General features: G+C 66.9%; 21 protein-coding genes and 1 tRNA gene. 15 read left to right on the top strand and 7 right to left on the bottom strand.

The features are described 5' to 3' along the window. The first annotated feature begins 28 nt into the window (after positions 1 to 28). The 8 genes from ACFWB0_RS20170 to ACFWB0_RS20135 all read left to right on the top strand — a co-directional run bounded on the left by ACFWB0_RS20170 (position 29) and on the right by ACFWB0_RS20135 (position 10,412). Positions 29 to 2,947 carry a DEAD/DEAH box helicase gene (locus tag ACFWB0_RS20170; RefSeq protein WP_378492231.1) on the top strand — a complete coding sequence of 973 codons (2,919 nt, stop codon included), beginning with the start codon at positions 29 to 31 and terminating at the stop codon, positions 2,945 to 2,947. Then, positions 2,947 to 3,726, top strand: a complete 780-nt coding sequence (locus ACFWB0_RS20165) for an SWIM zinc finger family protein (protein WP_378492230.1) — start codon at positions 2,947 to 2,949, stop codon at positions 3,724 to 3,726. Before ACFWB0_RS20170 ends, ACFWB0_RS20165 begins: the two co-directional genes overlap by 1 nt. Before the next feature lie 136 nt (positions 3,727 to 3,862). Further along, on the top strand, positions 3,863 to 5,395 hold the full coding sequence (locus ACFWB0_RS20160) for a CoA-acylating methylmalonate-semialdehyde dehydrogenase (RefSeq protein WP_378492229.1): 1,533 nt from the start codon (positions 3,863 to 3,865) through the stop codon (positions 5,393 to 5,395). 12 nt (positions 5,396 to 5,407) lie between these two features. After that, positions 5,408 to 6,565 (top strand): isobutyryl-CoA dehydrogenase, encoded by a 1,158-nt coding sequence (locus ACFWB0_RS20155; protein ID WP_378492228.1) that lies wholly within the window; start codon positions 5,408 to 5,410, stop codon positions 6,563 to 6,565. Next, positions 6,562 to 7,623, top strand: a complete 1,062-nt coding sequence (locus ACFWB0_RS20150; RefSeq protein ID WP_378492227.1) for an enoyl-CoA hydratase/isomerase family protein — start codon at positions 6,562 to 6,564, stop codon at positions 7,621 to 7,623. Before ACFWB0_RS20155 ends, ACFWB0_RS20150 begins: the two co-directional genes overlap by 4 nt. Continuing rightward, a complete protein-coding gene (gene mmsB / locus ACFWB0_RS20145; RefSeq protein ID WP_378492226.1) occupies positions 7,624 to 8,532 on the top strand; it encodes a 3-hydroxyisobutyrate dehydrogenase in 909 nt (302 codons plus the stop codon). Further along, a complete protein-coding gene (locus ACFWB0_RS20140; protein WP_378492225.1) occupies positions 8,529 to 9,305 on the top strand; it encodes an enoyl-CoA hydratase in 777 nt (258 codons plus the stop codon). The genes mmsB and ACFWB0_RS20140 overlap by 4 nt, the downstream gene beginning before the upstream one ends. A 288-nt stretch (positions 9,306 to 9,593) precedes the next feature. Then, on the top strand, positions 9,594 to 10,412 hold the full coding sequence (locus ACFWB0_RS20135; protein WP_378492224.1) for a MerR family transcriptional regulator: 819 nt from the start codon (positions 9,594 to 9,596) through the stop codon (positions 10,410 to 10,412). 151 nt (positions 10,413 to 10,563) lie between these two features. On the opposite strand, the gene ACFWB0_RS20130 is transcribed toward ACFWB0_RS20135, so the two are convergent. The 4 genes from ACFWB0_RS20130 to ACFWB0_RS20115 form a co-directional block, all read right to left on the bottom strand. Continuing rightward, positions 10,564 to 11,091 carry a MarR family winged helix-turn-helix transcriptional regulator gene (locus ACFWB0_RS20130; RefSeq protein WP_378492223.1) on the bottom strand — a complete coding sequence of 176 codons (528 nt, stop codon included), beginning with the start codon at positions 11,089 to 11,091 and terminating at the stop codon, positions 10,564 to 10,566. Between the two features lie 114 nt (positions 11,092 to 11,205). Further along, positions 11,206 to 12,354 (bottom strand): sulfotransferase family protein, encoded by a 1,149-nt coding sequence (locus ACFWB0_RS20125; RefSeq protein WP_378492222.1) that lies wholly within the window; start codon positions 12,352 to 12,354, stop codon positions 11,206 to 11,208. Positions 12,355 to 12,366: 12 nt separating this feature from the next. Continuing rightward, the gene (locus tag ACFWB0_RS20120; RefSeq protein ID WP_378492221.1) at positions 12,367 to 13,158 is read right to left on the bottom strand and encodes an SDR family oxidoreductase; all 792 of its coding nucleotides are present in this window, start codon (positions 13,156 to 13,158) and stop codon (positions 12,367 to 12,369) included. Continuing rightward, the gene (locus tag ACFWB0_RS20115; protein WP_378492220.1) at positions 13,155 to 14,321 is read right to left on the bottom strand and encodes a hypothetical protein; all 1,167 of its coding nucleotides are present in this window, start codon (positions 14,319 to 14,321) and stop codon (positions 13,155 to 13,157) included. Before ACFWB0_RS20115 ends, ACFWB0_RS20120 begins: the two co-directional genes overlap by 4 nt. Positions 14,322 to 14,453: 132 nt before the next feature. Here ACFWB0_RS20115 and ACFWB0_RS20110 point away from each other — a divergent pair, with 132 nt between their 5' ends. Both ACFWB0_RS20110 and ACFWB0_RS20105 read left to right on the top strand, forming a co-directional pair. Continuing rightward, positions 14,454 to 15,578: a 3'(2'),5'-bisphosphate nucleotidase CysQ gene (locus ACFWB0_RS20110; RefSeq protein WP_378492219.1), complete on the top strand. Its 1,125-nt coding sequence runs from the start codon at positions 14,454 to 14,456 to the stop codon at positions 15,576 to 15,578. A 71-nt stretch (positions 15,579 to 15,649) separates the two neighbouring features. Beyond that, entirely contained in the window at positions 15,650 to 16,639 is a 990-nt protein-coding gene (locus ACFWB0_RS20105; RefSeq protein WP_378492218.1) for an MBL fold metallo-hydrolase, read from the top strand. 52 nt (positions 16,640 to 16,691) lie between these two features. Here the strand turns inward: ACFWB0_RS20105 and ACFWB0_RS20100 are convergent. From ACFWB0_RS20100 to ACFWB0_RS20090, 3 genes are all read right to left on the bottom strand, one after another. After that, a tRNA-Arg gene (locus tag ACFWB0_RS20100) sits at positions 16,692 to 16,767 on the bottom strand. A 120-nt stretch (positions 16,768 to 16,887) separates the two neighbouring features. Further along, entirely contained in the window at positions 16,888 to 17,610 is a 723-nt protein-coding gene (locus ACFWB0_RS20095; protein ID WP_378492217.1) for a DUF305 domain-containing protein, read from the bottom strand. Positions 17,611 to 17,612: 2 nt separating this feature from the next. After that, complete coding sequence (locus tag ACFWB0_RS20090; protein ID WP_378492216.1) at positions 17,613 to 18,452, bottom strand: DUF3105 domain-containing protein; 840 nt, start codon at positions 18,450 to 18,452, stop codon at positions 17,613 to 17,615. A 135-nt stretch (positions 18,453 to 18,587) separates the two neighbouring features. On the opposite strand from ACFWB0_RS20090, the gene argS reads away from it, so the two are divergent. Genes argS through thrB form a run of 5 tightly spaced genes read left to right on the top strand, consistent with a single transcriptional unit; the run spans position 18,588 to position 25,036 of the window. Then, complete coding sequence (gene argS, locus ACFWB0_RS20085; protein ID WP_378492215.1) at positions 18,588 to 20,240, top strand: arginine--tRNA ligase; 1,653 nt, start codon at positions 18,588 to 18,590, stop codon at positions 20,238 to 20,240. Beyond that, on the top strand, positions 20,237 to 21,658 hold the full coding sequence (lysA, locus tag ACFWB0_RS20080) for a diaminopimelate decarboxylase (protein WP_378492214.1): 1,422 nt from the start codon (positions 20,237 to 20,239) through the stop codon (positions 21,656 to 21,658). The genes argS and lysA overlap by 4 nt, the downstream gene beginning before the upstream one ends. Continuing rightward, a complete protein-coding gene (locus ACFWB0_RS20075) occupies positions 21,655 to 22,983 on the top strand; it encodes a homoserine dehydrogenase (RefSeq protein ID WP_378492213.1) in 1,329 nt (442 codons plus the stop codon). The genes lysA and ACFWB0_RS20075 overlap by 4 nt, the downstream gene beginning before the upstream one ends. Continuing rightward, on the top strand, positions 22,980 to 24,071 hold the full coding sequence (gene thrC / locus ACFWB0_RS20070; protein WP_378492212.1) for a threonine synthase: 1,092 nt from the start codon (positions 22,980 to 22,982) through the stop codon (positions 24,069 to 24,071). Before ACFWB0_RS20075 ends, thrC begins: the two co-directional genes overlap by 4 nt. A gap of 35 nt (positions 24,072 to 24,106) precedes the next feature. Beyond that, positions 24,107 to 25,036 (top strand): homoserine kinase, encoded by a 930-nt coding sequence (gene thrB / locus ACFWB0_RS20065; protein ID WP_378492211.1) that lies wholly within the window; start codon positions 24,107 to 24,109, stop codon positions 25,034 to 25,036. Positions 25,037 to 25,097: the final 61 nt, after the last annotated feature.

Here is a 25,097-nt window from a genome sequence, read left to right as displayed (position 1 = left end):
CGTCGGCGAGGGCTGGCACCATATAGGGATGTTCTTGCACGGGCTCTGGTCACCTGGATCGGGCCTAGTGCTGTGGCGGGAACCGGACGAAACGGCCGCCGTCGCATCCGACGCATCCGAATCGGCGGGCCTCGTGGTGTCTGCAGATGATGCAGAGCTGCCGTCGGCGCTGCGCAGGTGGACGGACCGGCCGTTCCGGCACCGGGTCGAACTGACTCTGCCTGGCGACACGGAACCGCGCACCCTTCCCGCCGTGGCCATCGCACCGGCGGACGCGGCCGAACTCCTGCTCGACGTCCCGCGCCGCGCCCAGGGCATTGCGGGAGATCTCCGATTCCTCGTGCACGTGGCGCGAGGCATCGAACGATGGGCGCAGGCCGGACGCGTGGCGCCGGAGTTGGCGCGCGCCGAGAAGCAGTGGTGGGCACGGTGGCGGCTCCTCGGCGGGGAGAAGACGCGTGCGTGGCTCGCAGAGCTCGCCGCGGCGATGCCGCCGGTCCAGCGGCAGCTCGGTCGTCCCGCTGCTCTGCTCGACGACATGTGCGCCGAGCTGACCGACCCGATCGTTCGCGGGTTGCACCGGCCGTCGACGTCGCTGCACCCCCTCGTTGCTGCGCTCGCCGACGGTAACCCACATCCGCGCGGCAGCCAGCGCATGGCCGATGCCCTCGAAGAGTGGCGGGCCAGCCTCGCGGGATTCGAACCCGATCTCGTGCTCCGACTGGTGGAACCCGACGACAGCGACGCCACAGACAGTGGCGCAAGAGACAGCGGCGCCGACGCGTTCTGGCGTCTCGAGGTGTGCCTGCGGACGGAAGGGCAGTCGCCGGTTCCGCTGCCCGTGGAGTCGACCGACGCGCACCTGCTCCAGATCGGTGTCCGCAAGCTCGGCGCCGCCCTCAACGCGTACCCGCGACTGCAGGATGTCCCGCGCGATCCCGACACACTCGACCTCCTGCTGCCGACCCCGGTCGTGATCGATCTGGTCGAGCACGGCGCGCGCGCTCTGCAGTCGGCCGGAGTGTCGTTGCTGTTGCCGAGGGCGTGGGCCACGGTCGACCCGTCGTTGCGTCTGAAAGTGAACTCGTCCGTCGCACCCGTGACCGCCGACGAGAGCGCGGTGGGAATGAACGCGATCGTCTCCTACGAGTGGCAGCTCGCCGTCGGCGACATGCTGCTCACCCATTCCGAGATGGAAGACCTCGTCGCCGCGAACAGTGACCTGGTGAAGCTGCGCGGTAAATGGGTCCGCGCCGACAACGAGGCGCTCGCACGCGCCGCCGAGTACGTCAATGCGCATTCCGAGCAGGACGGGTCGCTCGGTTCACTGTTCGCGCAGTTCACCGGTGATGAGCCACCGCCGGTAGAGGTCACCGACATCACCGCGTCCGGGTGGATCGAGACGCTGCTCGACGGCCAGGTGCATCCCGAGCCGGTGTCGGTGCCGCAGGATCTGCGCACCGAGCTGCGGCCGTACCAGCAGCGAGGACTCGACTGGCTCGCGTTCATGACCCGGCTCGGTCTCGGCGCGGTGCTCGCAGACGACATGGGCCTGGGTAAGACGGTGCAGGTGCTCGCACTGCTCGCCCACGAACGCGAGGTGGATCGGGCAGACGGTTCCGCGGCCCTGTATACCGCACCGGCCCTGCACCCCGCGCCGACGCTGCTGGTGTGCCCGATGTCCGTCGTCGGCAACTGGCACCGGGAGGCCGAGCGGTTCGTTCCCGGCCTGCGCGTGCACGTGCACCACGGGCCTCAGCGTCTGCGGGGGAAGGCCCTCGTTGCGGCTGTCGCAGATCACGATCTGGTGATCACCACCTACGCGATCGTCGCGCGCGATATCGCGCAGTTGGTGGAGTTGTCGTGGCGGCGGGTCGTGCTCGACGAGGCGCAGCACGTGAAGAACGCGAGCACCGGACAGTCACGGGCCACCCGCGCTATTCCCGCGGCGCACCGCATCGCGCTCACCGGTACCCCGGTCGAGAACCGCCTCGAGGAACTTCGGTCGATCCTCGATTTCGCGAATCCGAGGTTGCTCGGTAGCGCCGCAGGATTCCGGGCGAAGTTCGCGGTGCCCATCGAACGCGACCACGATTCGGCGGCCGCTGCGCGACTGCGCGCACTGACGGCGCCGTTCGTGTTGCGGCGGGTCAAGACCGACCCCGACGTGATCTCCGATCTGCCCGAGAAGTTCGAGCAGACCGTCCGCGCCAACCTCACCGCCGAACAGGCCGCACTGTACCGCGCGGTCGTCGACGACATGATGCGCAAGATCCGCGACAAAGAGGGAATGGCCAGGAAGGGGGCGGTGCTGGCGGCGCTGACCCGCCTCAAGCAGGTGTGCAACCATCCCGCTCACTATCTGGGCGACGGGTCGCCGGTGTTGCGCCGTGGCCGGCACCGGTCGGGCAAACTCGGATTGATCGAGGACATCGTCGAATCGGTGCTCGCCGAGGGGGAGAAGGTGCTGCTGTTCACCCAGTTCCGGGAGTTCGGCACCCTCATCGCTCCCTATCTCGAGCAACGGTTCGCGGCCGAGGTGCCGTTTCTGCACGGCGGTGTACCGAAGGGAAAACGCGACGACATGGTCACCCGATTCCAACAGGAAGGTGCGGGGCCTCCCATCATGCTGCTGTCGCTCAAGGCGGGCGGCACGGGCCTGAACCTGACAGCGGCCAACCATGTGGTGCACCTGGACCGATGGTGGAACCCGGCGGTCGAGAACCAGGCCACCGACCGTGCCTTCCGCATCGGGCAACGCCGCGACGTGCAGGTACGCAAGCTGGTGTGTGTGGGTACGGTCGAAGAACGGATCGACGAAATGCTTACCGGGAAGCAGGAACTCGCCGACCTTGCGGTCGGGGTGGGGGAGAACTGGATCACCGAACTGTCCACGGATCAGCTGCACTCGCTGCTGACTCTCGGCGACGACGCGGTGGGTGACTGATGGCGGGCCGGGGCGACGGGGCATTTCAGAGGAGCGATTCCAGCAAGTACGGCTCGGCCCGGCCGGTGGCGCACGGTGTGGAGGCGCGCACCAAACGCGGCGCGATCGGCCGCAGTTGGTGGTCGAAAGAACTGATCGCGGCCATGGAACAGGTGGCCGACAAGGGGCGGCTGACCCGGGGGCGTGCGTATGCACGTTCGGGTCAGGTGGTGTCGATGCGACTCGAACCCGGCGCGGTGATCGGCGACGTGCAGGGCAGTCAGCTGCGCCCGTTCACGTCCACCGTCAGGGTGCGCGCGCTGTCGGAGGAGGCAGTCGGCGAACTGATCGAGCAGGTGCGTTCGTCGCCCGGGCTGCTCGCGCGCGTGGCCGGGGGAGTGCTCCCCGAAGAACTCGGGCCGCTGTTGTTGCCCCGCCGAGCGGGGGAGCTCGACTTCGACTGCACGTGCCCCGACGACGGCTGGCCGTGCACACACGCTGCGGCGGTGGCATTCCTGTTGGCCGAGCATGTCGACGAGAACCCGTTGTCCGTCCTGACGCTGCGTGGTGTCGACCTGCCGATGCTCATCGGCGGGGTCGAGGAGGAGGCGCGCGACGACGGCGACTTCTACGGCGACGAGACCGAACTGCCGGAACTGCCGGTCGAGCGCTTCCGACCTGCCCTCGACGACTTGGATCCGATGTTGCTGCGCCGGGCATTGCGGGCGGGCGGAACCGATGAGGCCGTCGTGATCCGGGGGATGTCCGATCTCGAGGATCTCTACCGCCGTCTGCGCTGATCCGCCCGCTCGGATTGTAGTGGCCCGGCATGTGACGGTAGACATACATGGACTTCCGACTATAGGATGGTCGAAGACTTCGGGCGGTCTCGGACTTCCCGGTCATCGACACGACTATCTCTGAGGACGGTTCGACATGAGCGTTCGAGAACTCACCCACTTCGTCGGCGGCGAGCACATTCCCGGTGCCTCCGGTCGCTACGCCGACGTCTTCGATCCCAACACCGGAGCCGTTCAGGCGCGAGTGCCGCTCGCCGACACCGCAGAGGTCGAAGCGGTCATCGCCAACGCTGCCGAAGCGCAGAAGGTATGGGCATCCTGGAACCCGCAGAAGCGCGTCCGCGTCCTGATGAAGTTCGTGCAGCTCGTGCAGGACAACATGGACGAGCTGGCGCACCTGCTGTCGAGTGAGCACGGTAAGACCCTCGCCGACGCGAAGGGCGACGTCCAGCGCGGCCTCGAGGTCGTCGAGGTGTGCCTCGGTGCTCCCCACATGCTCAAGGGCGAGTACACCGAAACGGCAGGCACCGGCATCGACGTCTACTCGATGCGTCAGCCACTGGGCGTCGTCGCAGGCATCACCCCGTTCAACTTCCCGGCCATGATCCCGCTGTGGAAGGCAGGTCCGGCCCTCGCCTCCGGTAACGCATTCGTCCTCAAGCCGTCCGAGCGCGACCCGTCCGTGCCGCTGCGCCTGGCCGAGCTCTTCCTCGAGGCCGGCCTCCCCGCGGGCGTCTTCAACGTCGTCAACGGCGACAAGACGGCCGTCGACGTTCTGCTGAACGACAAGCGTGTCAAGGCCGTCGGCTTCGTGGGATCGACACCGATCGCGCAGTACATCTACGAGACCGCCGCGAAGAACGGCAAGCGTGCACAGTGCTTCGGTGGGGCGAAGAACCACGCGATCATCATGCCCGACGCCGACCTCGATCAGGTGGCAGATGCGCTGATCGGTGCCGCCTACGGTTCGGCCGGTGAACGCTGCATGGCGTTGTCGGTGGCCGTCCCCGTCGGTGAGGACACCGCCGATCGGCTCGTCGCCAAGCTCACCGAGCGCATCGCCGAACTGCGCATCGGCACCAGCTTCGACGAGAAGGCGGACTTCGGACCCCTCGTGACCGCCGCGGCCCGCGACCGCGTCCACGAATACATCGGTAAGGGTGTCGACGAAGGCGCCGAACTCGTCGTGGACGGCCGCGGATTCGTCCTCGAAGGTCACGAGAACGGATTCTTCTCGGGCGCAACACTGTTCGACAAGGTCACCACCGACATGACGATCTACAAGGAAGAGATCTTCGGACCGGTGCTGACAGTCGTTCGTGCACGCGACTACGAGGAAGCGCTGCGTCTGCCCACCGAACACGAATACGGCAACGGCGTCGCGATCTTCACTCGCGACGGAGATACCGCCCGCGACTTCACCAATCGCGTCGAGGTCGGCATGGTCGGCGTCAACGTCCCCATCCCGGTGCCGATCGCGTACTACACCTTCGGCGGCTGGAAGGCCTCGGGCTTCGGCGATCTCAACCAGCACGGGCCCGACGCGTTCCGCTTCTACACCAAGACCAAGACGGTCACTCAGCGCTGGCCTTCCGGCGTCAAGGAAGGCGACCTCGAGGGCGCCCACGTGGCCGACACCGACCACTTCGTCATCCCGACCATGGACTAGGCGGCACCGACAATGTTCGCACTCACCGACGACGACGACCGGGCGATCCGCGACACGGCCCGCGACTTCGCCAGCGAGTACCTGGCCCCGAACGCGGTGGAATGGGACCAGGAGAAGTACTTCCCGGTCGACGTGTTGCGCAAGGCCGCGGCACTGGGCATGGGTGGAATCTACGTCCGCGAGGATGTCGGCGGATCCGGGCTGCGACGCCTCGACTCCGTCCGCATCTTCGAGGAACTCGCCAAGGGCTGCCCCTCGATCGCCGCGTACATCTCCATCCACAACATGGTGGCGTGGATGATCGACAAATACGGCGACGACGAACAGCGCCGCCGCTGGCTGCCGAGCCTGTGTTCGATGGAACACCTCGGCAGCTACTGCCTCACCGAACCGGGCGCAGGTTCCGATGCTGCGGCCTTGAGCACCAAAGCCGTGCGCGACGGCGACGAGTACGTGCTCAACGGAGTCAAGCAATTCATCTCGGGCGCCGGTACATCCGACGTGTACGTGGTGATGGCCCGCACCGGCGACACCGGTGCGCGCGGAATCTCCGCGTTCATCATCCCGAAGGACACCCCCGGACTGTCGTTCGGCGCAAACGAGAAGAAGATGGGCTGGAACGCGCAACCCACCCGCCAGGTGATCTTCGAAGATGCCCGAATCCCCGCCGAGAATCTTCTCGGTGACGAGGGCGGCGGTTTCCGGATCGCGATGCACGGGCTCAACGGGGGACGGCTCAACATCGCCGCCTGCTCGGTCGGCGGCGGCCAGACCGCCCTCGACCGGACGGTCGCGTACCTCGCCGAGCGTAAGGCGTTCGGTGAGCGGCTGCTCGAGTCTCCCGCACTGCAGTTCCGGCTCGCCGACATGCGCACCGAACTGGAAGCTGCGCGCACACTGCTGTGGCGCGCCGCCGACGCCCTCGACACCGAGGCCGCCGACGTCGTGGAGCTGTGCGCGATGGCGAAGCGGTTCGCGACCGACGCGGGGTTCAGCGCCGCGAACGAAGCCCTGCAGCTGCACGGCGGATACGGTTACCTTGCCGAGTACGGGATCGAGAAGATCGTGCGAGATCTGCGCGTTCACCAGATCCTGGAAGGAACCAACGAGATCATGCGGCTGGTCATCGCGCGCAGCGTGGTGGCGGCGGCGCAGACAGGAGCGGCATGACGGGGAACGAACCCGAGATCCTCATCGAGGCGAAGAACGGACTCGGCCGGATCACTCTGAACCGGCCCAAGGCGATCAACGCACTCAACCACACCATGGTTCAAGCGATGGCCGAGGCGCTGCTGGAGTGGTCCACCGACGACACGATCCGTGCCGTCGTGATCACCGGCGCGGGCGAACGCGGCCTCTGCGCAGGCGGCGACATCGTCGCGATTTACCACGATGCGAAGGACGGCGGTACAGGCACGCAGGACTTCTGGCGCGACGAGTACGTCCTCAACGCCGCGATCGGTCGTTACCCGAAGCCGTACGTGGTGATCATGGACGGCATCGTGATGGGCGGCGGCATCGGGATCTCGGCGCACGGCAACGTACGGATCGTCACCGAACGTTCCTCTCTCGCAATGCCGGAGGTCGGAATCGGGTTCATCCCCGACGTCGGCGGAACCTACCTGCTCTCGCGGGCCCCGGGCGAACTCGGCACACATATCGCCCTGACCACCGGGCGAATGAAGGCCGGCGACGCCATCGCACTCGGCTTCGCCGACCACTTCGTCCCGTCCGAGGCACTCGACAAGTTCGTCGCCGCACTCGAATCCGGATCGGTCGACGATGCCCTGGCCGAATACTCGCAGCCCGCACCGGAATCGGTGCTGCTCACCCAGCAGAGCTGGATCGACGCGGCCTACTCCGCCGACAACGTCGAGGAGATCGTCGAACGGCTCCGTTCCTCCGACGTTCCGGAAGCGGAGGCCGCCGCCGAGACAATCGTGGGCAAGTCGCCCGCCGCGCTCGAGGCCACCCTGCGCTCGCTCCGGCACGCCCGCGATCTCCACACCCTCGAAGAAGTCCTCAACGAGGAGTACCGAGTGTCGCTCGCGTCGTTGAAGACCCACGACCTCGTCGAAGGTATTCGCGCGCAGGTCATCGACAAGGACCGTAACCCCGCCTGGTCCCCGGCGACCCTCGCCGACGTCACCGTCGCCGATGTCGACGCCTACTTCCAGCCGCTCGGCGATCTCGAACTCGGGCTCGCCGCCGACGAAGGAGATCGATAGATGAGCACTCTCCCCAGCGTTGCCTTCCTCGGCCTCGGGCACATGGGCGGTCCGATGGCCGCGAATCTGGTGAAGGCCGGCTACTCGGTGACCGGGTTCGACCCGGTTCCCGCCGCTGTACAACAGGCCACCGAAGACGGCATCACCGTCGTGTCGTCGGCGGTGGAGGCCGTGGGCAGCGCGGACATCGTCGTCACCATGCTGCCCAACGGCAAGCTCGTGCTGGACCTGTACGACGAGATCCTGCCCGTGGTGAAGGCGAACACCCTGTTCGTCGACAGCTCCACCATCGACGTCGCCGACGCTCGCGAGGCCGGGTCGCGCGCGCAGGCGGCCGGACACCGTGCCATCGACGCACCCGTGTCCGGCGGTGTCGCAGGCGCGACCGCGGGCACCCTCGCGTTCATGGTCGGTGGATCCGAGGCGGACTTCGGGTCGGCGCAGCCGTTGCTCGAGGTCATGGGTCGCAAGGTTGTCCATTGCGGCGGGTCGGGTAACGGCCAGGCCGCGAAGATCTGCAACAACATGATCCTCGGTGTGTCGATGATCGCGATCAGCGAGGCGTTCGTGCTCGGCGAGAAGCTGGGCCTGACCAACCAGGCCCTGTTCGACGTCGCGTCCAACGCGTCGGGCCAGTGCTGGGCGCTCACGAGCAACTGCCCCGTGCCCGGTCCCGTGCCGACGACCCCGGCCAACAACGACTACCAGCCCGGATTCGCTGTCGCACTCATGGACAAGGACCTCGGTCTGGCCTCGAACGCGGTGCGTACCAACGGTGTCGACGCCGAACTCGGGTTGCGCGCGGCGGAGCTCTACCACCGGTTCAACGAGGACGGCGGTGGTGGTCTCGACTTCTCTGCGATCATCAACGACATCCGTACCCGTTCGACAGAAGAGGACAGCAAGTGAGCGAGTTCGAGACCATCCTGGTCGACCGTAAAGGCCGCGTCGGCATCATCACGCTCAACCGGCCCAAGGCGCTCAATGCCCTCAACAGTCAGTTGATGCACGAGGTCGTGGCGGCGGTCGAGGAACTCGACGCCGACGCCGAGATCGGGGCCATCCTGCTCACCGGTTCCGAGAAGGCCTTCGCCGCAGGCGCCGACATCAAGGAGATGGCGCCCAAGACGTTCAGCGAGGTCTACGGGGAGGACTTCTTCTCCGAGTGGGACCGCCTGTCTGCGGCACGCACCCCGATCGTCGCGGCCGTCTCCGGATACGCGCTCGGTGGCGGCTGCGAGCTCGCGATGCTGTGCGATTTCATCATCGCCTCCGACACCGCGAAGTTCGGGCAGCCCGAGATCAAGCTCGGCGTCATCCCCGGCATCGGCGGCTCGCAGCGCCTGACTCGCGCCGTGGGCAAGGCCAAGGCCATGGACATGATCCTGACCGGTCGCAACATGGGCGCCGAGGAAGCGGAACGCGCCGGACTCGTGTCGCGGATCGTGCCCGTGGCCGAACTGTTCGACGTTGCTCTCGAGACAGCGACGACCATCGCCTCGATGTCGTTGCCCGTCGCCATCATGGCGAAGGAAGCAGTGAACCGCGCGTTCGAGACCACGCTCGCCGAGGGCGTGAAATTCGAACGCCGCGTATTCCATTCGACGTTCGCCACCGCCGACCAGAAGGAAGGTATGGCCGCGTTCGTCGAGAAGCGCGCGCCGGAGTTCAAGCACGCCTGATCGCCGGCACAGACGACGAGTCGGGGCCGTCCCGAACGCGGTTTCCGGGGGCCGACGCAACACCGCTGTCACTTGGCGGTGGTCAGATCACACACAAACGCTCGGCTGGGATATCCCAGCCGAGCGTTTGTGCGTGGACGACTGTTGAGTTCGTGCGCGACATGCTCGAGATCCGTCGGGCTGTAGAAGGGAACGCGACATCGTCGGTTGTGTCGTGAAGTCTTGGCTGAGTCAGCGAACGAGGGTCTTGACCCTGACACAGTGTGAGCCCATAGAACAGGTGGTGCCATGTTGAGTATCGGAGATTTCGCCAGGCACGGACGGGTATCGGTTCGGATGCTGCGCCACTACGACCTGCTCGGGCTACTGGTGCCCGAGCGGGTCGACCCCGTCAGCGGATACCGCTTCTACGAAGTAGATCAGTTGGCGCGACTGAATCGGATCGTCGCGCTGAAAGAGCTCGGGTTGACGCTGGACCAGGTCGGCCGGCTCCTGAACGACGCGGTCACCAGCACCGACATGCGCGGCATGCTGACCTTGCGCCGCGCCGAGCTCGAACAGCAGATATCCGCCGACCGAGACCGGCTCGCCCGGGTCGAGGCGAGACTCCGGGTTATCGAAAGGGAGGGCACCATGCCTACCGATGAGATCGTAGTGAAACCTGTTCCGGCGATGCGGATCGCCGAACGCAGCACCGTGGTGGCCGACTTCGCGCCGGAGACTATCGGGCCTGCCGTAGAACAGTTGTTCGCGGAACTGGGCGCCGCGCTGGAGCAGGAACGGATCGAGTGCACCATGCCTGCGGTCTGCTATTACGACCAACGGCCGGACGGATCAGTGCGGGCGCACGCGGGTATGACGGTGCGCATCGAGACCGGCGACTCGGACGGTTTCACCGTCGTCGATCTTCCGGAGATGCCGCTGGCGGCGACGCAGATCTACCGCGGCGATATGGATGGGGAGCTCGAGCCGCACCAGGATTTGGCGCAATGGCTCGAGGACAACGGATACCGCACAGCGGGACCGAGCCGGGATGTCACCCTGGTCTGGGATGTGGATACCCGCACATGGGTGACCGAACTCCAGGAACCCATCGCACGGGTGTGACCGGCTGCTGCCGGAGTCGCTCACACCGGCTCCGGCAGCGTCGATCCTCGGACAAGGTGGCAGCCGCACTGACGGCCTGCGCCGCGCGTAGTGGCCCGAATTCGTCCCCGCAACCGGTGATCCGGGTGCGGGGATGGCCCTCACTCGCCGTTCACCACTTCGTCGGTGCGCCACCTGTATCGAAATCACCTGAGTCGTGGCGCATTACAGAAAGGATTCGGAGCAGCGGGTCGAGATCTGTATCCGGTATGCCCGGGCGTGCGAACACCTCGGCATTGAGCTTCTCGGTCGCTTCGATGGCGAGCGTGCGTCCCTCGTCGGTCAACTCGATCAACGTGGCGCGACGGTCGCTCGGGTGCGGAGTGCGCCGGACGAGGCCGGCAGCCTCCAGTCGGTCGACGGCGTTGGTGACGCTGGTCGGGTGCACCTGCAGACGCGCACTGGCCTTGGCCATCGGGAGCGCTCCCGACTTCGTGAAGTGCAGCAGTGTCAGCAGTTCGTAGCGGGCGAAGGTCAGGCCGAACGGCTTGAGGACCTCTTCGACGCGGGCGATCATGATCTGCTGTGCCCGCATCACCGAGGTCACGGCGGCCATACCGTCGGCGACCTCGCCCCAGCCGTGGATGGTCCACTGGCGGTGGGCTTCGGCGATGGGGTCGAGCGGAAGTGGTGCGGGCATGCCCCGATCATCCCACGCCGGACGGCCCGTCAGGCGAACTGCTCCTCGAAGTTGCCGAGGCATCACCGTAGTCGGTGCGGATCGTCCCCTTGTCTTCGATCCCGGGTGGAACGGTCAACGGTAGGCGTAGTCAGGAAATCGCTCGTCGACGTCCCCTGCGCTCAACCCGAATTCCTCGAGGGTGTATCGATGCGAAGGTGTGCGTGCCCCGTTACGGCTCTCCGAGTGCATCGAGGCCATCGCACGTTCCGCATCGGCGCTGAGATCGGTGCCGAGCCGATCGTAGATACCCCCGACCGTCGACAGGGGATCGTCGACGAAGTCCCGGTAGTCGACGTCGACGAACTGCGCGCGGTCGTGTCGGGATCGTGCCTCGGTGAAGGTTTCGTATCCCCGGGCCCACAGCTCGAGCTGGCTACGGCCGATGGTCTCGCCGACGAACGTCTCGGACCATCCCTCGGTCGCCTTCGCGGCAAGGCTGCAGACGGACGGAATGACGGTGCGCGGGTCGCGGTGGGTGACCACGACGAGGGCGTCCGGGTAGACGGCGAGCAACTCGTCGAGCGCGAAGAGGTGGCTGGGATTCTTCAACACCCACCGCTTGCCTGCGTCGGGCAGGCCGATCAGCCGAAGATTGCGTCGATGACGCGCATACGCCTGCGTCCAGTCCTGACCGGACAACCACTGCGAATAGGTGGGCAGGTGAGCGAGGCATTCGTACGAGATCGACCGGAACGATTGACGCAGCAGTTGCCAGCATTCCTCGACCTCCGCGGCCGACATGTAGTGCACCCCCATGAACTCCGGGTGCTCGACGTGATGCTGGGAGAACGCTGCCTCGATCCCGGCGAAGACCGGATTGCCGGCCCATTCCTCGCGGGGCGGGCGCGGCTGTGGCATTTCCGTCAGCCACATCTCGAGTCCCTGATGGGCGGGATCGGCGGTGAGGAGGCGATGCAGCGCGGTGGTGCCGGTGCGCGGCAGGCCCGTGACGAAGATCGGTCGCGTGATCTCGACGTCGGCGTGCGCTGGGTGCTGTGCCCACGCTGCCTCCGACAGCAGTCGCGCGACGAGCGCCCCGCGCAGGAACACCCGCGACATCTTGCTGCCGAGCGGGGTGAGTCGCTCGTCTCGCTCGTAGGAGTCGAGCAGGACGGTCAGGGCTTCGCTGTAGTCGTCGGCCCCGAAATCGGTGAGACCGGTCAGGCGCGTCGCGGACTCGTGCAGCGATTCCGCAGTGCCGATCGTGGTGCGTTCGGTCATGGTGCCGTCCCCTCAGTGGTGGTACTCGCCGCAGTTCACGTCCAGACACTGCCCGGTGATCGCCGACGCCATGGGCGAGGCGAGGAAGATGACCGCGTCGGCGATGTCCTCGGAGGTGGGCAGCCGCTTCAGATCGCTCGCCGCCGCGGTGTGGTCGTAGATCTGGTCGACCGTCATGCCGTACTTGTCGGCCTGATGCTCGAAGTAGCCACGCAGGATCGGGCCCCAGATGTATCCGGGTGCAACGGAATTGACGCGGATTCCTTGGGGGCCAAGTTCCGTCGCGAGCGACTGCGACGCCGCGAGCAGTGCGGATTTCGCCAGCTTGTAGCTTCCGTACCGCTCCTGGGAATGGCGCAGCACCATCGAGTTGACGTTGACCACCGACCCTTTCGAGCTGCCGAGGGGGTCGGTGAACAGCCGGGTCAGTCGCAGCGCGCCCAGTACGGTGAGCTCGATGCTGTCGCGAATATGTTGAAAATCGGTGCGCGCCAATGGTTTCATGGCTGGTATCGAGAACGCGTTGTTCACCAGGGCGTCGACCCGTCCGAACTCCCGCACGGCGACCTCGGCGAGGTGTGCGGCCGAGTCGTCGTCGGTGATGTCGGTGGGTACGGCCACTGCGCGACGGCCGAGTTCGGTGACCTCGGTCGCGACCTGCTCGAGTCGCTCCCGGGTGCGGGCGGCCAGGACGACATCGGCGCCGTGCTCTGCGCACCGCACCGCGAGAGTGCGGCCGAGACCGGGGCCGACCCCCGAGATGACGACCACCCGATCGCGCAGGAGGCCTGCCGCGGCGCTCACGCGAGCATCCGATCCGCCACACCGCTCTGACGTGCGGCGATGCGCAGCGACCACTCGTCCGGCGTGATGCGGTTCGACTCGTGGAACGGCAGGAGTTCGGGGATGCTGTCGAACGCGACGACCTCGGCGACCGGTCCCTCCCCGGGTTCGGGGTGACGGTCGAGGCGCTGCCAGCGGAACTGCAGGATGCCGCGGTCGTGACCGACGGTCTCGACCCAGTTGGTCACCCCGGGATTGCGGTTCGAGACGACGATCCGGATGTTCCCGTCGGGATCGATCTGCGCCTGGGAGTTGTTGAGCGAGGTCTGATGGCCGGTGTAATCGAGGGAGACGTACCACAGGCTGCCGAGCTGGAAGCCCAGGTAGGGTGCGTCGGACGCGGGCAGCGTGATCACCATCGCCTCGTCGTCGGAGAGGTCGAAATGACCGACCGACGAGTACTGGGTGTCGAGCCCGCCGGGAGTGCGACGCGGCTCGGTGAGGGTGTTGACCGGCAGATCCAGGTAGAACCACTGCGGGAACTGCAGCCACGTCTTCACGCGCGACACCAGGGCCCGGGCTGCGCGCTCGTATCGTCGTGTGACGTCGTCGCGGGTCGGTGCGGGTGCGGGCGTGCCCAGTGTGTCGAGCCGGTCGATGCGGAGCGATCCGCGGCGCTGGGTCCAGTCGCTGTAGACCTCCCGGACGACGAGCTGCGACGAACCGGGGGAGAGGTGGAAGTAGTTGCGGGCGCTATCCGCGGGGCCGGGCCCGAACCGGACCTCGAAGGTGCCGTCGTCGGCGATGGTGAGTGCGCGATCGTCGAACGCGGTCACATTACCCGGCACGTTCGCGTCGGTGTAGTTTCCGGCCATCACCTGGAAGCTCAGGTCGCAGGTGGTGCCGCGACGGCCGGTGACGAGGTACTCGGCGTGGTCGCGGACTGCGGCGCCCCAGTACAGGGTGTCGGGATTGTCGAGACCCATCTTGGCGTAGGGGCCGGTGCCGGTGATGAAGGTCGGGTGAGTGCTGCTGTGCACGAACGCAGCGTGCACGCACGCGGATATTCCTCCGGCGAGGTACTCGTAGCCTTCGGTCAGGTCCTGTTCGGTGCGGATGTGCGGTGCTGTGGCCACGAGCTTCTCGGCTTCGGCGATGGCCGCTGTGAGTGGATCGGTGAGCACACGGTTCTCCTGAGGGTCCGAATGTGTACCGCTGCGGTAGAGCATCTTCCGAAGCCGACAATAGAACGTGTTCTAGTGGATGGTCAACGGTCGATCGCCCCGCGGCGCCGGAACCGTGGTTGTGTTGAGTGCATGACCGACGACGCAGCCCTGGCCACCGAGATCGCCGCAGGCGCAGGAGAGCTGTTGCTGAACATCCGCGCGACCGAGCAGGGCGAACTGTACGGGCGCGACCTCGGCCGCCGCGGAGACCACGCGGCGAACGCATTCATCCTCGAACGGCTTGCGGCCGAACGGCCCGGCGACGCGGTGCTCTCGGAAGAATCCGCCGACGATCCGGGTCGTGTCCACGCCGAGCGGGTGTGGATCATCGATCCTCTCGACGGCTCGAAGGAGTACGGCTGGCCCGGCCACGTCGATTGGGCGGTCCACATCGCGTTGTGGCAGGCCGGACGAGGTCTCACCGACGGAGCCGTCGCTCAGCCCGCACTCGGCGCCGTGTATTCGACGAGCGACCACACCGCCGCGGGCGTCCACGAACCTCTCGGCCGGTATCGGCCCAGCATCGTGGTCAGCGGTAGCAGGCCGCCCGCGTTCATCCACGACGTCGCGCGCACCGTCGGCGCCGATCTCGTGCCGATGGGTTCGGCAGGAGCGAAGGCGATGGCCGTGGTGCGCGGCGAGGCCGACGCGTACGTCCACGCCGGAGGGCAATGGGAGTGGGACTCGGCTGCGCCCGTCGCGGTCGCACAGGCGGCGGGCATGTATTGCGCGCGGATCGACGGCAGCCCCTTCGAGTACAACCGCCCGCACCCGTACCTGCCTGATCTGGTGATCTGCCGCCCCGACTGGGCGCCCACACTCATGGCAGCCGTCTCCGAACACGCGGATGCGCCCACCGACAGTGCGCGGGTGGCGATGGCGCGCGCCTACATTCGCTCGTTGCTCAGTCACGACGCATCACATGTGCGGCTCGCCGAGGATGCGTGGCGCGTCGAGAACGGTCAACGCACCGGAAGCAGCGGCATCGAGATCCGCGACCGCCTCGAGAACGGTGCCGAATACCGGCCGCTTCGCCGCGTGCGCGACCTGACGTTCCACGAGTGGCACCACGACGTCGTCGCGCGTTTCCTGCTCGACATCGCCGCAGGTCGAAACGAGACGATCACCGTGTCGGTCACCGAACATTTCGATATCCCGGCGGGTGATATCCGGTCGATCGTTGCGATCATCGAGCCCTGTCCGCCAAATAGTTAGACCTTTGAGCTAGTTTCGAATCGGGACGAATAGTGAGAAAAGCAACACGAATTGAGAATCAGGGCGGTGCGATGACAGCTTCACTCGATATCGGCGACGGAATCCATGCGATCTCCGTTCCCGTTGCGGACCTTCCGGTCGGCGACACCCAGGTCTACGCGGTCGAATCCCCGCGCGGGGTGGTCCTGGTCGACGCAGGCTGGAACAACGACACCTCATGGAACGCGCTGCAACAGGGCCTCGCGACCGCCGGGCTCTCCGTGACCGATGTGGAAGGCGTCGTCGTCACCCATTTCCATCCGGACCACGTGGGCCTGACCGCTCGGCTCCGGGAAGCATCCGGATGCTGGGTGGGCATGCACGAATCCGACTTCGAGACACTCGGTCACATGATGTCCGACCGCAACTGGAGCGAACGCGACTTCGAACAGTGGCGTGTCGCGGGGGCTCCGCCCGAGCAGATCGAGGAGTACCTCGCGGACTCGGGGAAGGGCCAAGGACGACCCGAGGCCATGCCCGATCGGAAGCTCACCGACGGCGAGGTCATCCCGCTCGCCGGACGCACGCTCCGCACCGTGTTCACACCCGGCCACACCCCCGGCCACGCGTGTTTCTACATCGAGGAACACGAGATCCTGTTCAGCGGCGACCACGTGCTCGCCAAGACCACGCCGCATGTCGGTGAGTTCGACTTCCCCGTCGCCGAACGCGATGCGCTCGGCGAGTTCCTCGCGTCGCTCGAGGCGGTCGGGAAGCTCCCCGCCAGACGCACCCTGCCCGCGCACCGGCAACCCATCGACGATCTCGCGGCCAGGACGGCGGCGCTCGTCGAACACCACGAAGAGCGACTGGACGACCTGTACAACTCCCTCGGCGACGAAGGACTCACCCTGTGGGAGGCCACATCCCGCATGAAGTGGTACCGGTCGTGGGACGAGACCCCGGCGCGCGGCAAGCAGATGGCAATGTCCGAGGGTTCTGCGCATCTGCGCCACCTCATCGAGCGCGGGCGTGCCCGGCTGGTCCCCGGAAGTCACCCCGCACGCTTCGTGCGCATCTGAACACCCACCGAAACGACTTCACCCCCGCTTCGTGAACGAAGCGGGGGCGAAGTGGTGCCCTCGGCAGGATTCGAACCTGCGACTTCTTGCTCCGGAGGCAAGCGCTCTATCCCCTGAGCTACGAGGGCAATCCGGGCCCGCCGGGTGACCAGCGGTGCGGGAGTCAGCCTAGCGTATTGTCGCCGCTACGCCACATCGGCTGGTCAGAGCCGGTTTACAGGCCGGGATCGGGTACATCGGACCATCGATCAGTTCATCGGAAGCGGCTCGGCGCCGCGCTCGGCGAGCATCGACGTCATCAGCTGCGACTCGCTCGTCTGCGTGTCGACCATCTTCTGAGCAAGACCCCGCACGACCGATTCGCTCGCGTACTGGGCACCGTATTCCATCATCGGCAGTCCACCCTCGTGGTGGCGCAGCATCAGCTGCAGGAACAACACATCCTGCTCGACTCCGGTCGCGGCGCGCAGGTTCGCAAGGTCCTCGGAGGAGGCCATGCCCGGCATCGGCCCCGCCGCGCCGGCATCGTGGCCCTGGTCGTCCGACGCGGCGTGCCCGTGCCCATGACCGCCGTCCTCGCTCATCCACGTCATGTACGGACCCGAAGGGAGCGGCGGTTGCCCCCACATCGTGAGCCAGCCCTCCATCTGCCCGACCTGATTCTGCTGGGTCGTGAGGATGTCGTAGGCGAGGTTGCGCACGTACTGGTCCTGCGAGCTCGTCACCGCGATCGCGGACATTTCGATCGCCTGGTTGTGGTGCACCGTCATGTCCTGGCAGAACCCGACATCGACCGAACCCGCCGTGGGATCGGCCTGCTTCGAATCCTCGAGGGGGATCCGGGCCAGGAATCCGAGCAGGAAGCCGACTGCGAGGGCGATGACGGCGGCCAGCACCAGCACCGTCCTGCGGTTTCCGGTGCCGGGTGTGGAATCGGCCGGGTCACGCGACAGATCGTCCGAGGCACTCATCGTCAACTCCCTGCCGGGACCTGCATGTCGGCGGGAAGCTGCTCGGTGCCGTCGGCGACGCCGCCGTCCATCGGCACCGCGTCGGGGCCGGGCGCGGACGCATCGAACGGGGGCGGATTCGCCGGATCGAACGACGAGGGCAGCGTCGAGCAGCTCGCACCGACCTCGGGATAGGTGTACCGGTTCAGGCGCAGCGCTTCGACGAAGTGATCGATGCGCTTGTCATCGACGCTGTCGACCTTGAGCTGATGGCCCCAGGACTGCAACGAGATCGGCGCGTCGAGCCCCGGGTACGGCGACATCGACATGTAGGTGCGACCGTCGACCTTCGCCTCGAGAGCCGAGACGGCTGCGTCGTCGAGCAGGTCGGGGTTGTAGGCGATCCAGACGGCGCCGTGCTCGAGCGAGTGGACCATGTTCTCGCTGCGCACCGGAGTGTCGTACACCGTTCCGGTGCACGTGGCCCAGATCGCGTCGTGTGGTCCGCCGAACGGCGGGCTGTGGTCGTAGGCGACGCGCTGCGTGGGGGCGACGTGCTGGCCCGCCGGGTACTCGATATTGACAACGCCGTCGATGGCCAGCGACGGATCCTGGTTCTCCTCCGTCGGTGCCCAGGCCGACAATTCCTGCTGGTTCTCGTACTGCGGAATGATGCTGACCGCGATCACCGCGACCAGTGCGACGACGGCGACGATGCCGCCGATCGTCAGCCACGGAATCTGGCGCTGCTTCGGGAGCCCCTTGGCCCCGCCGCTGTTCTTCTTGGCGGCCTGGATGGCCTTCGACGATTTGGCGCCGCTGCTCTTCTTGCCGGAACTGCCGTTGCTCGGACCGCTGGGCATCGCTGGTTGCTCTTTCTACGCATGGACAGGCGAACGTGCGCACCGGTCGGGTACACACCACATCGCCAACTCTACGGGCGCCGGAGGCGGGGGAGCGTCCACGGCTTCGTGCCCCAGCCAATAGGATGAACACCTGTGACTCCTGCCGATCTTGCCGAATTGCTCCACGGAACCGCTGCGAGAGTGCTCGCCGACCGTGATCTCGACGTATCCGTACTGCCCGCGAGCCTCACTGTCGAGCGGCCCCGCAACCCGGAGCACGGCGACTACGCAACCAATGTCGCGATGCAGGTTGCCAAGAAGGTCGGCGTGAATCCCCGCGACCTCGCGACCTGGCTCGCCGAAGCACTCACCGCTTCCGAGGGCATCGACTCCGCCGATGTCGCGGGCCCCGGCTTCCTCAACATCAGGCTTGCCGCCGACGCGCAGGGCGCGATCGTCGCCGAGGTGCTCGACCAGCGCGACACGTACGGCAGCGGCAAGGCCCTCGCCGGCCGGAAGATCAACCTGGAGTTCGTCTCGGCGAACCCGACCGGTCCCATCCACCTCGGCGGTACCCGGTGGGCTGCGGTCGGCGACGCACTCGGCCGTGTCCTCTCGGCGCAGGGCGGCGATGTCACTCGCGAGTACTACTTCAACGACCACGGCGGGCAGATCGATCGCTTCACGCGCTCGCTCGTTGCGTCCGCGCTCGGACAGCCCGCTCCCGAGGACGGCTACGCCGGCGACTACATCGTCGAGATCGCGAACTCCGTCGTCGAGCAGCGCACCGGGGTACTCGACCTCCCGGAAGGCGAGCGGGACGAAGTGTTCCGGTCCATCGGCGTGGACCTGATGTTCGAGCACATCAAACGCACGCTTCACGAGTTCGGCGTCGACTTCGACGTCTACTTCCACGAAAATTCGCTGTTCGAGTCCGGAGCCGTCGAGAAGTCCGTCGAGACGCTCAAGAGCTCGGGAAATCTGTACTTCGAAGACGGCGCGTGGTGGCTCAAGAGCACCGACTACGGCGACGACAAGGACCGCGTCGTCATCAAGTCCGACGGAAACGCCGCGTACATCGCAGGCGACATCGCGTACTTCCAGGACAAGCGTTCCCGCGGTTTCGACCTGTGCATCTACATGCTCGGCGCCGATCACCACGGCTACATCGCACGGCTCAAGGCCGCAGCGGCGGCCTTCGGTGACGATCCCGACACCGTCGAGGTCATGATCGGCCAGATGGTCAACCTGGTACGAGACGGCCAGGCCGTGAAGATGAGCAAGCGCGCAGGCACCGTCATCACCCTCGACGACCTCGTCGACGCCATCGGCGTCGACGCCGCCCGATACTCGCTCGTCCGTTCGTCCGTCGATCAGAGCATCGACATCGATCTCGCACTGTGGGCCTCCGCGTCGAGTGAGAACCCCGTCTACTACGTGCAATACGCGCATGCGCGACTGTCGTCGATCGCACGGAACGCCGCCGACCTCGGACTCAGCGGGGAGGGCGCAGACCTCGCGCTGCTCACCCATGAGCGTGAAGGCGACCTGATCCGCACCATCGGTGAATACCCGCGGGTCGTCGCAACGGCAGCGGAACTGCGCGAACCCCATCGTGTGGCGCGCTACCTCGAAGAGCTCGCAGGGACCTACCACCGGTTCTACGACGCGTGCCGCATCCTGCCGCAGGGCGACGAAGAGCCCGGCGACCTGCACACGGCACGGCTCGCGCTGTGCGCCGCAGCACGCCAGGTTCTCGCCAACGGACTCGGCCTCCTCGGCGTCAGCGCACCGGAGCGGATGTGAACGCGCACCCCGCGGGACCGCGTCACGCCGAGATCCCGCACGCACCCGGTCTGCCACAACGACCCGGCAACGCCACCGAACTCAACGAACTCCACCGGCATGTGTGGCCGCGCAACACCACCCGTGGTGACGACGGCGTCACACACATCGCCGGGGTCTCCGTCACCGAACTCGCCGAGACCTACGGCACACCGCTGTTCGTCGTCGACGAGGACGACTTCCGGTCGCGGTGCCGTGAGATCGCCGACGCCTTCGGACCCGACGCGCGGGTCCACTACGCGTCCAAGGCGTTCCTGTGCACCGAGATCGCCCGATGGGTGCACCAGGAGGGGCTGTCCCTCGACGTCGCATCCGGTGGCGAACTCGCTGTCGCGCTGCACGCAGGATTCCCGGCACAGAAGATCGCGCTGCACGGCAACAACAAGTCCGTGGCCGAACTGCAGACCGCGGTCGAGGTCGGTGTCGGACACATCGTGCTGGACTCGCTCGCCGAGATCGACCGCCTCGACGCGGTCGCAGGTGAGCTCGATGTCGTCCAGGACGTCCTCATCCGGATCACCGTCGGTGTCGAAGCACACACCCACGAGTTCATCTCCACCGCGCACGAGGACCAGAAGTTCGGTCTCTCGCTGGCCGGCGGCAACGCGATGGACGCCGTGCGCCGCGTCTTCGCCGCAGGCAACCTGCGCCTCGTCGGGCTGCACAGCCACATCGGCTCGCAGATCTTCGACGTCGACGGCTTCGAACTCGCCGCCCACCGGGTGATCGGGTTGTTGCGCGACATCGTCGCCGAATTCGGGGTCGACAAGACCTCGCAGCTGCACATCGTCGACCTCGGCGGCGGACTCGGTATCTCGTACGTGCCGAGTGACGACCCGCCGCCGGTCGCGGACCTCGCGGCCAAACTCACAGACATCGTGCGTACCGAGTCCGCTCTCGTCGGATTGCCCACCCCGACGCTTGCCGTCGAGCCCGGACGCGCCATCGCGGGCCCCGGCACGATCACGCTCTACGAGGTGGGCACCATCAAGGACGTGACCGTCGGTGCCGGCCAGACCAGGCGCTACATCAGCGTCGACGGCGGGATGAGCGACAACATCCGTACCTCGCTGTATCAGGCGGAGTACGAATCGCGCCTCGTGTCGCGGGTGAGCGAGGCCGAACCCGTCGTCGCACGGGTGGTCGGCAAGCACTGCGAAAGTGGTGACATCATCATTCGCGACGCCTGGATGCCCGCGGATCTCGACGCGGGAGATTTGCTGGCTGTCGCGGCGACCGGTGCATACTGCTACTCGATGTCCAGCAGGTACAACCTGCTGACCCGCCCGGCCGTCGTGGCGGTGAAGGACGGCGTCTCGCGCATCCTGCTGCGCAGGGAAACGATCGAAGATCTGCTGAGCTTGGAGGTTACGGAGTGACCAGCACAACGGTCGAAGGTGTATCCGGGCAGCGACCCCTCGGTGTCGCGGTACTCGGCCACGGCACCGTGGGCGCCGAGGTCGTGAACATCATCCGGAACGACGCACTCGAACTGCAGGAACGCATCGGTGCGCCCCTCGAGCTGAGGGGCGTCGCGGTGCGCGACGCAACGTCGGATCGCGGTATGCCCGCGGAGCTCTTGACGACCGATGCGGAGGCACTCGTCCGCCGCGACGACGTCGATCTCGTCGTCGAACTCATCGGCGGTATCGAACTGCCCCGCACCTTGGTGCGCGCGGCACTCGACGCAGGCAAGTCGGTGGTGACCGCGAACAAGGCGCTCCTTGCCGCCTACACCGGTGAACTGGCCGAGGCGGCGGAGTCCCACAACGCCGACCTCTACTTCGAGGCGGCAGTCGCCGGCGCCATCCCGGTGATCCGTCCGTTGACCCAGTCGCTCGCAGGCGACCGCGTCGACCGGGTGATGGGCATCGTCAACGGTACGACGAACTACATCCTGTCCGCGATGGACGAGAGCGGCGCCGACTACGAGACGACGCTCGCCGAGGCGGGTCGCCTCGGGTACGCCGAAGCCGATCCCACCGCCGATGTCGAAGGATTCGACGCCGCCGCCAAGGCTGCAATCCTCGCGTCCATCGCGTTCCACACCAGGGTGACCGCCTCCGACGTGTACCGCGAAGGAATGAGCTCGATCACCGCGGCCGACCTCACGTCCGCCCGTGCCCTCAACTGCACGATCAAGCTGCTCGCGATCTGCGAACGCATTCCCGGTCCTGACGGCCGCGACCGCGTCTCGGCCCGCGTGTACCCGGCCCTGGTGCCGCGTGAGCATCCTCTCGCCACGGTCTCCGGTGCGTTCAATGCCGTGGTCGTCGAAGCCCAGGCCGCCGGTCGGCTCATGTTCTACGGCCAGGGGGCTGGGGGAGCGCCCACCGCATCTGCCGTGATGGGCGACCTCGTCATGGCGGCACGCAATCGCGTCCAGGGTGGTCGCGGCCCCCGCGAATCGAAGTACGCCAAGCTCGAGATCGCCCCGATGAGCGACATCGTCACCCGGTACTACGTCAACCTGCAGGTCGCCGACCGCGCCGGCGTGCTCTCCGCCGTCGCCGCCGAGTTCGCGACACGGGGCGTCAGTATCTCCGCCGTGCGACAGGAAGGTGCCGGCGACGGCGCCCGCCTGGTGGTGCTCACGCACCGAGCCACCGATCGGGCGTTGTCGGACACCGTCGCAGCGCTCGAGAATCTCGAATCCGTAACTGCTGTCACCAGCGTCCTGAGACTGGAGGGATCCGCCGAATGAGTGCGGTCGACAAGAACACCACCCCCGTGCACACCCCGTGGCCGGGCCTGATCGAGGCGTACCGCGGTCGTCTCCCGATCGGCGACGGCTGGAAGACGGTGACGCTGCGCGAGGGCGGTACGCCGCTGCTTCCGGCGGAGCGGCTCTCCGAGCTCACCGGCTGTGAAGTGCACATCAAGGTCGAAGGACTCAATCCCACGGGTTCGTTCAAGGACCGCGGCATGACCATGGCCGTCACCGAGGCGCTCGCGTCCGGTAAGCAGGCCGTGCTGTGCGCGTCCACGGGCAACACTTCGGCTTCCGCCGCCGCATACGCGTCGAAGGCCGGTATCGGATGCGCGGTCCTCGTCCCGCAGGGCAAGATCGCCATGGGCAAGCTCGCCCAGGCCGTCATGCACGGCGCGAAGATCGTTCAGGTCGAGGGCAACTTCGACGACTGCCTCGAACTCGCCCGCAAGACGACTTCCGAGTTCGACACCATCGGACTCGTCAACTCGGTCAACCCCGTGCGCATCGAAGGCCAGAAGACCGCGGCGTTCGAGATCGTCGACGCGCTCGGCGACGCGCCGGACGTGCACGTGCTGCCCGTCGGCAACGCAGGCAACATCACCGCGTACTGGAAGGGCTACTCCGAGTACTTCGCCGACGGGATGAGCACCCGTCGCCCTCGCATGCTCGGCGTGCAGGCGGCAGGGGCCGCGCCGCTCGTCCTCGGCCATCCGGTCAGCAACCCCGAGACGATCGCTACCGCGATCCGGATCGGCGCACCGGCGTCGTGGAACGGTGCCGTTGCGGCCAAGGAGGAGTCGAACGGCGCATTCCGGGCGGCCACCGACGAGGAGATCCTCGAGGCCTACCGCCTGCTCGCGAAGACCGAGTCGATCTTCGTCGAGCCTGCATCGGCAGCGTCGATCGCGGGTCTGCTCGCGGCGCGCAAGGAAGGCTGGCTCGAGCCGGGGCTGAAGATCGTGTGTACCGTCACCGGCAACGGGCTCAAGGATCCCGACACCGCACTGCGTGACGTGCCCGTGGTCGAACCCATCCCGGTCGATCCTGTGGCCGTGGCATCGGCGCTCGAGCTGGCCTAGTGACCGCCTCGCCCTCCTCCGTTGGGAAACAGGACATGACGCAGACGTTGCCCGCAGGGGTCTCGGTGACAGCTCGGGTCCCGGCCTCGAGCGCCAACCTGGGGCCCGGATTCGACACGCTCGGACTGGCGCTCGGGTTGTACGACGAGATCACCGTCACCACAACCGGTTCCGGCCTCGAGGTGCGTGTCGAAGGGGAGGGTGCGCAGGAGGTTCCGTGGGGACCGTCGCATCTCGTGGTGCGCGCGGTCGAACGCGGGCTCGAAGCCGCAGGTGTCTGGGCGGATGGTCTGGATATCGTGTGCCGCAACGTGATTCCGCATTCGCGGGGGCTCGGCTCGTCGGCGTCCGCGGCGGTGGGAGGGCTTGCTGCCGCCAACGGTCTGGTGCGGAAGGTTGCACCCGAGCGGGTCCTCGACTCGGCGCAACTGGTGCAGTTGGCGTCGGAATTCGAGGGCCATCCCGACAACGCGTCGGCCAGCGTTCTGGGCGGTGCTGTCGTGTCGTGGAGTGAGGCCGAGGTCGACGCGGAGCGCCGTGCGTACCGGGCGGTGTCGCTGCGGGTGCATCCGTCGATCAATGCCGTCGTGCTCGTGCCGTCCGTGCGGTCGTCGACCGCCCACACCCGCGGGCTGTTGCCTGACCTGGTGCCGCATCGTGACGCCGCATTCAACGTCAGTCGTGCCGCGCTCGCAGTCGTTGCGCTCACGGAACGGCCCGATCTTTTGATGCAGGCAACCGAGGATCTGCTCCATCAGGCGCAGCGTGCTCCGGCACTTCCGCTGACGACCAAATGGATCTCGATCCTGCGCCGCGCCGGAATTGCGGCCACGGTGTCGGGCGCAGGTCCTACGGTTCTCGCGTTGACGACCGAGTCGATTCCCGCGGATCTCCGCGCGGCGGCGGAGGCGGACGAGCTCACCGTGCTCGACCTCGACATCGCCGACGGGGTTCAGGTCGACTGATCTCGTCGTGTCATGATCGCCTCGGCAACGGCCGGCCCGGATGCCCGGGCCGGCCGCGGTG

Origin of the sequence: Rhodococcus sp. NPDC060086 (genome assembly GCF_042730275.1) — a bacterium.
Lineage (GTDB): Bacteria > Actinomycetota > Actinomycetes > Mycobacteriales > Mycobacteriaceae > Rhodococcus.
Note: the sequence above shows the minus strand (reverse complement) of the source record. Positions and strands in the feature narration are given on the sequence as shown.